This window comes from Cyanobacterium sp. T60_A2020_053, assembly GCA_015272165.1.
Taxonomy (GTDB): domain Bacteria; phylum Cyanobacteriota; class Cyanobacteriia; order Cyanobacteriales; family Cyanobacteriaceae; genus Cyanobacterium.
Window position 1 is genome coordinate 30,171 of record JACYMF010000024.1, and the last position, 12,863, is coordinate 43,033.

Genomic DNA, 12,863 nt, shown 5'->3' on the forward strand with positions numbered 1-12,863 from the left:
ACATGGCTATTATTTTCCTCATTCGCATTGAATGATAGATAATCTCACAAATGTCGGATTATGATAAATATAATCGTTAAAAACTAACACCAAAACCAATTATGACTAATCCTAACACAGAGGATAAAATCATTTTTCAGCAACTTATTCAACCTTGGCAATTATCAGAATATTCCTTAACTTCATTAATTGGACAACATACAGCAGTAAGGGATAAATCAGCCGAAATTCTACAAAGTATTAACAATCAAATTGAGCAAAAATTATTAACAATTAAAATATGTTGTAATGATAAAAATGAGTGCCAAATTTTACCTAAATTAATTAAGGAACGTGCTTACTATATAGCAGTTTATTTGACTAACGCTACAGACATGGCATTAGTGAATCATTATGATGAGAAAATTGGCGAGGCTTTATCTAAATTAAACATTCAAAATCCTGATAAACTTTACTACTACTTAGCCGAGATAGACTACCAACAACATCTATATAATTATTATCAAAAAAGCAGTAATATCCTATTATATGTTGGGGCTTGGAATAGTCGCAAAAATATCAAAATAGGAGAATATTTAATTGAAGCCTTACAACTTGATAAAGATAAAATTTCTCCTGAAAAATTGTTAGATTTATTAGAAGATCCTATCGATGAAATCGTCAAAGAATTTAGGGATAATGGTTTAGAAGTTTCCCCAATAGAATCAGAGCAGGAAAATAATGATTTTTTTGACAATGATGTAGAAGATGAAGAAGATTGGGATGAGGAAAAACCAGAACAAAATTATTATCAAGACCATAATGATGATGATGATGATTACTACTATAGTAATCCAGATCCTTTTGATGACGTAGATTGGGGAGATCCTGATAGTTTTAATGATGCGGCATGGGATCAGTTTCGAGATGATTAAATTTGTAACAAGAAATCATCTTTGCTATCTAATAAATTATTCCAATTACTTCCTCTTAAGATACTCATATATGGATTTGTTCTCACATTAAATACTCTAGCAATATAGTAATTATCTTTATTTTCATCCATAAAAACCCATTCTTGGGGCGATAAATAAAATGGTATTGATTCATTATTAATTTTATCTGTTGTGGTTGCTTTTGAATCAATATAAATAACTTGTTCTTTAATTTGTAACCTATTATTTTCTATAATTTTAAAATATTTAATAACTTTGAAGTCATAAGGTTTTGTTGATTCTCCATTTTTATTCTCCCAAACAATTTCAATCTCTTTCGGACAATTTTCTTTTCTAATCTCTACTCGGCAACCTTTTTCTGTATTTTTAAATTCATTATCTGATACTTGATAATTTGCTTTAATTATTTCTAATAATTCTTTATACAAAAATTCTTCTCCAAGTTTTCCAGTTTCAGCGTCAAATTGTTTTTGTTCATTTGACCTCGCCAACGAATTGTTAATTAAACTATCTGTAGTGGGCAATATAAATTCTTGCTCTTCTTCTAAGTACTGAGACAGAATTTGTGTAGTATCATATCCTTGTTCTTTTAGCCATTCTAAACCACTACTTATATTATCTAAAATTAATAAATTTAACTCTTTTTCCATCCTTTTATTTTTTAGGAGACTTCCTAATTCTTCTGTTAGTGAATATAAAGTTCTTGGACTATCCCAATTCCCTGAAAAATAAAACTCTTGACTTTGAGGATTAAACCGAGCATTTCTTTTTTGTGTAAATATTTCTACTCCATTTTGTTCACAAGATATATAAAGTTCGCTTACTTCATAAAAAATGGTTTCATCTAAAATTTTACTCATTTTACTAAACACATTTTGCCAATCTTCTTCTAATTGAGTAGATGAAACTAAAGCAATAAGAGGTAAACGACTTTTTAATCTTCTTTTTAGATCTGATACTTCATTTTTATCTTCACTTGTAACAAAATTTAAGTCCTCATCAGTAATTATTTTTACTCCCCATAATCTGAGTAGATTTATAACTTCAGAATCTTTTTTAGGTAATTTTACAAAATTATTAATATTAGCAGGAAGTTCACAAATTTTTGTGTCAACCCAATATAAATCTTGAGGAGAATAAAAAGAGTTATCAATTGCCATAACCTTATTTGATTCTCCCCATTTCTTGATCATTTCTTTTTCATAGTCTTGATCATATTTAGTAAGAGCTTGATAAATTAATCCAATGCGTTCAATAATATTACTTATATCTTTATCTTCATCTTGGGTTTCTGAAATTATCATCAAAACATCAAGATATTCTTCAAGATTAATAGTTTCTCTAAAGTTAAATAATTTTTGTAATTCTGGTTTTATTTCTACTTTTAAATCTAGTATTGATAAATCTTTTCCTCCTATTTTCTGAAATTCTTTTCTATTAATAATTACTTCTTCAGCTTTATAACATTCACCTTTAACTGTCGGAATACAACTTTCATGTGTTAAAAACCAGATAAGATAATTTGGTTCAACATTATCTCCTTGAGATCTACCTGTTCGATTACCATACCCCCAATAATATTGAATTATATTACTAATTTTTAATAAAAAATTATTTTTAACAATTTTTTCCCAAAAAAAACGAGAAAATTTATAATTTTTTGTTTCTTCTACAAAAGTTAATTTTGTTAATGATTTTATTTCATTGTCACTTCTCATTAAATGTGGGTATACAGTGAAAGGATATTGTTGAGTATTTTTCAAAAAATCAAAATATTCAGTAGAAAATATCTTTTCTAGTTTACTTATCGTTGTTCTTTCTTGTATTTCTTCGATTCCTATCTTTTCCTTTACTCCTATCAAAACAAAAAAATAATTCCAGTCTTTTATATTATCATTTTCTCTAATATATTCAGATGATATAAAATATTTTGACTCCAAATATTCTTCCAAATTCAACTCAGGTTCATATTCATCTGATAAATATAAATGATATTCTGATAACTTACAAGGTAAACTATTTTTAGTTATCAAATATAAATTTTTTAATTGATATATATTACTTTCATTTATTTCTCCTTGTTTATGAGCATCAAATAAATATCTAACAATTTGAATAGATTTTTCAGCAGTTTCACTCAGAGAATCAAGATTTGGTAAAATATTTTTGTCAAGAATATTACTTTGGGTTGGATAAGTTATATTTAAGTCTTTTTGCAGCCATTGCAATATCAATTTATTCTCAGATATTTGTGCTAATACTTCTTCATTAATAAAAGAAAGTTCTTGGTTATGAGCAACTAAATCATCATCCTCATCATCCATATCTAATTCTTCTACAGGAAAATAGATAGGTTTATTAGGAGAAGTTAATTGTTGATATTGATTAAAAAGAAATGGTAAACTCGGCAGTTTTTCTTTCCAGTATTTTCCTTGTTGTTCATCTTGTGCTTTATTGTATAAAAATTCAATAAGCTGATATGTATCATCTATAGATAACTGACTTTGAAAAATATCAGATTCAAATAAATTTGGTATATCTTTTAACGAAAACTCTTTAACCCCAAAATTAATTAATTTATTAACATGAATAATATTATGATTAACTAAATAAACAGAAATATTTTTATTAATTGCTATTTTATAATACTCCAAAAATGATTCTTTTCCTATAACATAATTAATATCTGTTTTATCAATCAAAGATTCACTTATTTTCAATAATTTATAACTTTCGCTAGGAATAAATGCAATACTATTTTTAGCTTTATTTAATCCATTATTGAATGCCTCTATAATTTTATTATAACCTTTTAACTTATCAGGAATCAATTGACTTATTTGATATTTATATCTTGGATTTTTAGCTAATTCTGCTAACCATTCTAATAACTTAAAAGCAACTTGTTCAAAAAGATATTGATTCCAAACTCTATCTTCATGGAATCCCTCTCTTGGTGCATTTGTGAGAAAATCTGCATTGATCAGGAATGGAAAACCTAAACTAATTTTTGTGGGCAGATAAGTAAAAATTAAAGATTCATCATTTTTTAAGGGAATGATTTTATTATTTTCAACTTTTGCGGCAAAAGAAATACTAGAATATTTTGCTTCTTTTAGTTTTTTTGGTGAATATTCATCTCCTTTTAGCTTTTCTTGTATTTCTTTACTAATAGGAAATCCCATAAAATCTTTTTTTATCCATTCACTTTCAATATATCCATTTTTTTTCAAAGTTATAGTTTCATTTGTGGTTAATTTTTCTACCGTTACAATATCTTTACTATTTTCCCTAATAATTATTTTATTTACTTTTCTCAAAAAAAGCATTATTTGGGGATGTTCTAAGAGCTTTAATAAATCTTGTTTTAATTCATCCGTTTTTTCATATTTAATAATAGTAGAAACTTTATAAAAATGAATAAAAGACACAGATTTTAATTCTGAAATATTATTTATATCTGTCCAAATAGGAATTATTTGCCAAGGCATTTTATATTCTTTATTTTCCCAATGTTTTTTATCAAAGCGAAAACAAAAATCATTTGATTTAATACAAACATAATTTGATTTACCGAAAACAGATTTAAACCCAATTCCTTTATATCCTGTTTTATTGGGATCTTCTAATTTTTGACTTTTTCCAACTCCACAAATAGATCTAATATCTTTTTCTGTAAATTCTTTTCCCGTATGAGAAATAATAATAAAATTATCCGTAAATTCAATAATAACACTGACTCCTTTTGTTGAATCATCAGAAGCATCATCGGCATTTTGGATTAATTCATAGATAAATCTTTCACTTTCTGAATATATATCATTGGAAAGTATATCTAATGAGTTTGCTGAATCTTCCGCTTGGCTTCGGTATTTATATTCTGACTTTTCTTTTGATAATTGTTCAATAAATCTTTGTTTTTCCGATAGACTCATTGTTTGCCGTATTTTATGACATATTTTCTAATTCAGTCCAAATTATACCATTGAATTACCATTTTATACTTATATTTACTTCCTTTTTTCCCCCTTGATCTCCCTCAAAATGTTAACCTAAAAATTAAATTAATGTTTTAACAAAAATGTTACAGGCAACACAATATCGTTATATTGTTTCTGATTCATCAATTCTTAACGGTGAACCAATTATTGAAGGTACTCGTACTTCTGTTAGGGCGATCGCATTTTTTATTAGTTGATTTCTGCGATAAATTCTAAAAACTTGCATAGTGGTAGATTGAGAGAAAATCAACGCACTTACTATTACATTCGTGTCAATGACGATTCGTTTAGTTTTCATCATTGAGAATTGATTGTAAAATTTCTGGAGTCATTCCATTAGAGATCGCTTGTTGACTTGCTTCTTCCATAATGTCTAGCAGTGGTTTTTGATTAATAGCCTTTTTTAGCATTACATTGAGAAACATACCAATTTTTTGCTGTTTTTCAGGTTTGGTTTCTCGATAAGCCTTGGCAATTTCAGGATCAACTTGAATGGTAATTGTTTCCATCGTTCCTTAAGAGTTAACTAGAGAATATCTTTAATTATAATAGTAAGAATCCGTTAAATGAAGTATTTACAATATTAGAGTTAAAATAATTCAGAATGAAATTAAAGTAGATTATGATAATGGGGAATTACACCCGAAGAAATCTCTAACCGAATGCTTCATTTAAGTCCCTTGTCAAGTATTTTCTGCCCTTGCTTATAGAGAGTGAATTTACAGAAGAAATTAATCATTATATTGAATTAAAACGCATTCCAGACCACTCGATCGTTCCTCTATTAAACACTTAATTCGTCATTAGCATCAGAGATCAACTAAATTCTTAATCTTTGAATTAAAGTAGTAGAGTAGCAAAATAAATTGTAACAAAATGAGCCAAAACAGCTATTTAGAACAATATCCCCCTATCACTATACGAAATTATTACCGTGAAAAAATTTTGCACAATCAAGCCCACTGGTTTTTAGCTACTGAAACCGCCGTTACTTTTCCTCCCTTACATCAAAAAGGCTGGTGTCGTTACTACGCTATCCCCGATTTTGTCTCTAGCTATTTTCGTTTATTAGCATTAGGATCAGAAATTGTCGAACAAATATTAGAAATTAGTCAGCGAGACTATAGCGTTTCTCCCCAAGATAACCACCCTGTATTGCTATCATTGATGGAATCTGACATTCATCGAGTCATTGCGCCCATCGCTATTACTGCATGGTTAACTGTAGATGAATTTCGTTGGGAAAAATATATCCCCCAGATACCCCGTGATTTAAACTACGGTTTAGTGACTCAATACCCTGAAGCTATTTGTGCTTATGGGGCATTTATGGGTAATTTTAACCGCCCTCAATTTGTTAATCTCCTCTCTACAACTTCAATTAATAAATGTGGGTTACTGGCTAAAAAAGAAGCTAATCGTCAAATACAGGAATTAAAAACCAGAAGATTCTTAAAACATCATAGAGTTCGATCGAACTTTTGAGGCACAAATTTTGATTTTCCTCGACATTTTCCTTAAAAATACTAACTTCTAAGAAATCACTAATGATTAATCATCTCAAAGATTTAGCACGTTGGTTGTATCCTAAACCTACTGTTAATTATTTATCAGATCATCGAATCGTTTTAATCACATTTCCCCAATGGCAAGAAATAGGACATGATAGGGAGCATCCTACGATCGACTTAACTTGTATTATGCTCAAATCAGAAGATTCAGAAGTTCCATACTACGCTAGAGAGCCTTTATTTACTATAGTAGATGAATATCAAGACTATATAATGATTGGTTGTTGGTATATTAACCCGAAAAGAAAAAAATCTTGGAATCAATATTTAGCCTTAGTTCAATTTACCGCTAGTAGAATTCATCCTGATTTAGAAGATGCCAAAAAAACCTTAGATGCAATAAAAGCATGTGCAACGGAAAAGGAAGAAAAAATATATTTAGATTGGCAACAATTCTATCAATTATTTACAACTTGGCAATGGATAGGATTACAGGATTTAGGATTAATTGAAATTATCGATGGAAAAATTATCTATTTATAGCGTTTTTCATGGTTAGGCGTCGTAAATAGAAGGTTCGTGCAACCAGGGGCAATCTGTGTCTAAAATGCTTAGTATTTAAAGGTTTCAGCCATTATTACTTTGATTTCAGAAATCTTCATTTAAACATTGCAAGTATAAGTATATTGGCTTTGCTGATATTGAGTATGATTTCTATTCAGTACCAATCACGAAACGATTAAATAACCATTGTTTGAGATAGTTCGATTTTTCTTTTCATACCTTGATTCAGCAACGCCAATTATTTTATCCACGTTGGGAATATCTGGTAATTCTAAAGTAATTTTCATAAATACAATTTTGGCTCTCTTATTATGATAAATTGCTGGTTGACATAGGGAAAAGGGAAGAGGGAAAAGAGAATTATTAAATAATAATTTATAAACTTTTAATTTTTATTTTGCTGTAAGTCTTATTCAGTAATAATTATAAGCATTGTTCTTTATTAATTTATCATAACCACTGTAAAAAACCATAACTTTCCTAGTTAAGTGTTGATAAAAAATTAAACTAATTGAATATATGAATCATCACCGATCATAAAACTGAGAGCTTTCGGGCGCTGGGGTGCTAAAATTAACTTAGCCCGTTGTCCAATGACACTATCGACAATACGATGATGAATACCTTTTAATTGTGCCGAGTCTAAAATGACACTATGTTCTAAATCTGCATCCGTTAAAATCACATTATTAGCAATACTTGAATAAGGTCCGATAAAACAGTTTTCAATATGACAATTATCACCTATTATAACTGGACCTCTTATGGTTGAGTTAATAATTTTTGTATCTTTGCCAATGGCAACTCTACCGATAATTTGACTATTACCTTGAATAATGCCTTGATTATTTGACGTTAAATTAGTGTCTAAAATAATACGATTTGCTTCTAGTAAATCATCTTTTTTACCCGTATCTAACCACCAATCCTTGAGTTGACAGGCTTTAACATTTTTCCCTTCTGTGATTAAACCTTGTAAAGCATCAGTAATTTCTAGCTCTCCCCTTGGGGAAGGTTGTAAATTTTCAATAATTTCATGGATTATGGGGGAAAAAAAATAAATGCCCACTAAAGCAAGATTTGAAGGAGGATTGGTTGGTTTTTCGACTAATGCTAAAATATTACCTTTTTCGTCAATTTTTGCTACTCCAAAAGCGGAAGGATTTGATACTTTTCTCAGCAGAATTAAAGCTGATAAATTATTACTTTTAAACTCTGTTAAATACTCTTCTAAATCATCAGCAATTAAGTTATCTCCCAGATACATAATAAATGGAGAATCTGCCAAAAAAGGTTGAGCGATTTTCACGGCATGGGCTAAACCATCGGGGCTTTCTTGTAAGATGTAGGTAATTTTTGCTCCAAATTTTTCCCCAGCGCCCGTCACCCGCTCAATTTCCGTGCCAGTTTCAGGGCTAATAATAATGCCGATGTCTGTAATCCCTGCTTTGACGATAGCTTCAATGCCATACCATAAAATTGGTTTATTGGCAACTGGTACTAATTGTTTTGCGCCACTGTAGGTAAATTGTGTTTTTTCTTGGGCTAATCTTACCATAGTTTTGACAAAATTTTTTTGTCCATAAATACCGTAAACCCATGCCGTTCTTAAAATAATATAATCAACATTAGTATTTTGTATGGCTTCTTCTCCTGCTAATTTTGTTTTGCCATACACCCCCAAAGGATTAGTTTTATCTGTCTCTAAATAAGGTGTATTTTTACTGCCATCAAAGACATAATCCGTAGAAATATGGATTAATTTTCCTGTTAATTTTGACATTTCTTCAGCGAGGATGGAGGGCGCTATGGCGTTGATTTGATAGGCTAATTCTGGTTCTAATTCTGCTTTATCTACGGCAGTATAAGCACCGCTATTAACTACTAAATCTGGTTTAATGGTTTGGATTACTTCTCTAATTTGCTCATTATTTGTTAAATCCAATTTAATCATATTTTTTGCATGGGGGTGACGGGCGCCCTCCACCACCTCACCGAGAGATGATAAAGTAAAAGATAATTCTCTGCCAACTTGTCCTGTACTACCAATTAATAATATTTTTGCATTCATGTTAATATCTGACGTTACCCATTGATTCAAATGTTAAGTTAAGGGAGGTTTCAGGTAGCAGGTTTCAGGTTTAAAACCCTTCCCTCCATAGACTCTTGTACAAGAAAAAGATCAATAAACAGAAGTTTCTTGTCAATTCTTTAACCTAACACCCGACACCTGATACCAACAATTAATTCTATTTTTGCGTAACATCAGTCAATATCACATTTAAATCTCAAAATCATTTTTCACAATAATTATAATCCTCACCACAACTGATTTAAGATAGGATTTGACATAAGAGTATCAAGAAAAAATATCGATGAGTAACTGGAAAAAGGGAAAACAGCTGAATCATGGTCAATATGTTATTGAGTCTATGTCTTTGCGGGGAGGCGCTGGAATTGCTTATCGTGCCAAAGAAATTGCCAACGGAAAACTCGTTACTATTCAAACTACCCCAAAAGTATGGCAAGGTCAGCCCCATAGTCAAGATTTAGAACTAAAATTGGTCAAACAAGCCGAAAAAATAGCGCGCTGTCAACATCCCCATCTTGTGAAAATCGAACCTTATGTCTTACAAGAAGATGAGATTGTTTATATGGTGATGGATTATTTGGAAGGGGATGATTTAGCTACTTATTTGGATACCTACGGTAAATTAGATGAGTATTCGGCACTCAAATTAATTACTAAAATTGCTTCAGCCATTAATTTATTACACCAAAATCGCACCATTCATCAAGATATTAAACCTCAAAATATTATCATTGAAAAAAAATCCCAAGAACCAATTCTATTAGACTATGGGTTAGCTATTAAGTTATTTTCCTACGACGTGCGCCGGGCAAAAAATGCCATGATGGATTATTTCTCGTCTCCTGAAATTTCTGGCACAGGCATGAGGATGGGTTTTTCTAGCGATATTTATTCTTTATCTGCTACTTTATATGTTTTAGTGACGGGGCAATTACCTACGCCCTCTCAGTTTCGTCAGTATAAAGAGTTAATACCACCCCAGCAGTATAGCCCAACTTTGAGGGATCATACTAATTTAGCTATTCTAAGGGGTATGAGTTTAGACCCGCAAGATCGTCCTCAGTGTATTCGAGATTGGTTTTATTTGTTTCGGGGTGATACAGCGCCCTCCACCCCTCCCCAACGTAGTTTTGATGATGATGCTACCACTGTGCCGATGGAGACGGTAAAAGCGCGAGATGAAGAAGTTATATCTGCTTTTGCGCCAGAAGATGACATTATCATTGATGATAATGGTATTGTTCTACCATCGGTTACTAATGCTGTTCAGAATGATTTAAACCCTAAAATTGATACTTTTGAATTTGAAACTTTTACCGTTATTCAAAAGAAAAAGTTATTTGGTTTGATGGAAGGCTTAGAAAAAAATACTGTCACCAAACAAGGACGTTTTTTTGTGGAGTATTTGGGGGAAGCAGTAAATTTGGACATGATTGCCATTCCAGCCGGTTCATTTTTAATGGGATCGGGTAGTACAGATGAATCAAAAGAAAAAGATGAAACGCCACAAACGAGAATAAAAATAGCGCCCTTCTTCTTAGGCAAATATCCCATCACCCAGTTACAATGGCGTGTTGTTAGCAATTTACCTAGGGTGGGGAGGGCGCTGAAAAATAATCCTTCTTCTTTTAAAGGGGATAATTTACCAGTGGATCGGGTATCTTGGTATGATGCACAGGAATTTTGTTTACGTTTGAGTAATCTCACTAAACGTAGTTACCGCTTACCCACCGAGGCAGAATGGGAATATGCCTGTCGTGGTGCTACAAATACATCTTTTTGGTTTGGTGATATTATTACCCCTGAATTTGCTAATTATGACGGGCGCAAAACATCAAAAGACGACAAAAAAGAAGGCAAATATGACCGCAAAACTACCCCTGTGGATAATTTTTTCCCAAATCCCTTTGGGTTGTATGATACCCATGGTAATGTATGGGAATGGTGTGAAGATCATTATGCTCCTACTTATCTACAAAAACCTAAGGATGGTTCAGCTTTTGAGGTTAAAATAAGTAATCAACCCCGCATTGTCAGGGGTGGTTCATGGTCTTTAGATTCTAGTTACTGTCGTAGTGCTAAACGTAGTAGTTATTCAGCTGATTCTGCCTATAATTTTATCGGTTTTCGGGTGGTTACGAATTAGAGTTTTATGAAAAAGTGGTGAAGATAATTTACAATTGATAATTGAAGGAATGTAGAAGTAATTGTTTTCTAAATTCTACATTCTACATTCTACATTCTAAATAAATGTTCCAGCGCCCTCCGCTCTTCATCAGTAAGGTAGCGAAACTCACCAATTTTTAAGCCATTTAAAGTTAATTTAACTTGAGGATTTATCGTAATACTATAACGGATTAAACGCAGGGTAGGATGATTTATTTGCGCTGTCATGCGTCTCACTTGGCGGTTTCTGCCTTCTGTGAGGGTTAATTCTAGCCATTGGGTCGGAATACTCTTACGATACCTAATGGGGGGGGTTCTAGGGGCGGTGAGGGGCGCTGGATTTAATAATTTTGCTTTAGCTGGTTTAGTTTTTTTTCCTTGTATAATTACCCCTTTTTTCAATGTTTTTAATGCTTCTTGATTAGGGATATTTTCCACTTGCACCCAGTAGGTGCGCGGATGGGCAAAACTAGGGTCACATAAACGATGTTTTACTCTATTATTATCGGTTAATAATAGCAATCCTTCACTATCTAAGTCTAATCTTCCCACTGAATAAATATCAGGAATTTTAATATAATCTTTTAAGGTTTCTCGCCCATGGCGGAGGGCGCTATCATCAGTGAATTGACACAAAACATTATAAGGTTTATAAAATAATAAATAAGTGTATTTAGTCATTAAAATACTGATTAAAAACTCTTTCTAATTCATTTAATTTAATTGGTTTAGTAATATAATCTTTCATTCCTGCATCTCGGCAAATCTGACGTTTTTCTTCATCTTCATGCGCTGTCATCGCAACAATTAAAGGGATTTTACTTTTTTCTATAGTATCATAAATAGTCTTAGTTGCACTAATACCATCCATTTCTGGCATTTCTATATCCATAAAAATTAAATCATAATTTTGCTTTTCCAGCGCCCTCAAAACTGCCACACCATCACTAGCAATATCAGCAGGATAATTAAGTTTTTTGAGTAAACTAACTAGCAGTTTTTGATTCACTCGATTATCTTCTGCTAATTTAACATCAACGGTGATACTACCTTCCTCAGTAAATTTTAAAGCATTACTGATCAAATTAAGTAAAATTTGTCTTAATTTACGCTCATCACTAACGATATATTCTGGGATGTCGGGCGCTATTTTAAAGTCTAAATCAAGATATTTTTCATTAGCTTTCATTTGTAACATTGAACGTAAAGAGTTTAATAGTTCTACTATATTAAAAACCGTTTTATTAACTTTAATTTGCCCTGCTTCTATTTTTGATAGCTCTAAAACTTCATTAATTAGCGATAATAAGTGATCACCACTATTAATAATTATTTTAATAATTATCAAGAGCAAATCAATGTAAAAAATTAATTATTTTATCTAAAATTTTTTCAGCATCTTTTAAAAGAGTTTGGTGGAGGGCGCTGGGTTTTGTAATTTTGGGTTAGTATCGTTACCCACCTTGCAATAAATTACACGGCTAATAGCAGGTTGTTTAATGAATTGAACGTTCGTTGCGACAGTCCCCAATCTCAGCAAAGCGGATTGGGGAAGGATAGCGACACCCTTATTTATTTCCCCCCTTCTTGATTT

10 protein-coding genes are annotated in these 12,863 nt (G+C 31.4%); 5 read left to right on the plus strand and 5 right to left on the minus strand.

The genetic code is table 11. The features are described 5' to 3' along the window. Window positions 1-101 precede the first annotated feature (101 nt). Window positions 102-914: a hypothetical protein gene (locus tag IGQ45_03975; GenBank protein MBF2056384.1), complete on the plus strand. Its 813-nt coding sequence runs from the start codon at window positions 102-104 to the stop codon at window positions 912-914. Here the strand turns inward: IGQ45_03975 and IGQ45_03980 are convergent. Then, a complete protein-coding gene (locus IGQ45_03980; GenBank protein MBF2056385.1) occupies window positions 911-4,870 on the minus strand; it encodes a DUF3883 domain-containing protein in 3,960 nt (1,319 codons plus the stop codon). The genes IGQ45_03975 and IGQ45_03980 overlap by 4 nt on opposite strands. Before the next feature lie 146 nt (window positions 4,871-5,016). On the opposite strand from IGQ45_03980, the gene IGQ45_03985 reads away from it, so the two are divergent. Further along, window positions 5,017-5,133, plus strand: a complete 117-nt coding sequence (locus tag IGQ45_03985) for a DUF433 domain-containing protein (GenBank protein ID MBF2056386.1) — start codon at window positions 5,017-5,019, stop codon at window positions 5,131-5,133. A gap of 90 nt (window positions 5,134-5,223) precedes the next feature. On the opposite strand, the gene IGQ45_03990 is transcribed toward IGQ45_03985, so the two are convergent. Then, window positions 5,224-5,445: a hypothetical protein gene (locus tag IGQ45_03990; protein ID MBF2056387.1), complete on the minus strand. Its 222-nt coding sequence runs from the start codon at window positions 5,443-5,445 to the stop codon at window positions 5,224-5,226. A gap of 367 nt (window positions 5,446-5,812) precedes the next feature. On the opposite strand from IGQ45_03990, the gene IGQ45_03995 reads away from it, so the two are divergent. Both IGQ45_03995 and IGQ45_04000 read left to right on the plus strand, forming a co-directional pair. After that, complete coding sequence (locus IGQ45_03995) at window positions 5,813-6,421, plus strand: hypothetical protein (protein ID MBF2056388.1); 609 nt, start codon at window positions 5,813-5,815, stop codon at window positions 6,419-6,421. Window positions 6,422-6,483: 62 nt separating this feature from the next. Next, entirely contained in the window at window positions 6,484-6,990 is a 507-nt protein-coding gene (locus IGQ45_04000; GenBank protein ID MBF2056389.1) for a hypothetical protein, read from the plus strand. 523 nt (window positions 6,991-7,513) lie between these two features. Here IGQ45_04000 and IGQ45_04005 read toward each other — a convergent pair. Next, on the minus strand, window positions 7,514-9,082 hold the full coding sequence (locus IGQ45_04005; protein MBF2056390.1) for a glucose-1-phosphate thymidylyltransferase: 1,569 nt from the start codon (window positions 9,080-9,082) through the stop codon (window positions 7,514-7,516). A gap of 304 nt (window positions 9,083-9,386) precedes the next feature. On the opposite strand from IGQ45_04005, the gene IGQ45_04010 reads away from it, so the two are divergent. Further along, entirely contained in the window at window positions 9,387-11,249 is a 1,863-nt protein-coding gene (locus IGQ45_04010; protein MBF2056391.1) for an SUMF1/EgtB/PvdO family nonheme iron enzyme, read from the plus strand. Between the two features lie 89 nt (window positions 11,250-11,338). Here the strand turns inward: IGQ45_04010 and IGQ45_04015 are convergent, their stop codons facing one another. After that, window positions 11,339-11,950, minus strand: coding sequence for a pseudouridine synthase (locus IGQ45_04015; GenBank protein ID MBF2056392.1), 612 nt, complete (start codon window positions 11,948-11,950; stop codon window positions 11,339-11,341). After that, window positions 11,943-12,458 (minus strand): response regulator, encoded by a 516-nt coding sequence (locus IGQ45_04020; GenBank protein ID MBF2056393.1) that lies wholly within the window; start codon window positions 12,456-12,458, stop codon window positions 11,943-11,945. The genes IGQ45_04015 and IGQ45_04020 overlap by 8 nt, the downstream gene beginning before the upstream one ends. Window positions 12,459-12,863: the final 405 nt, after the last annotated feature.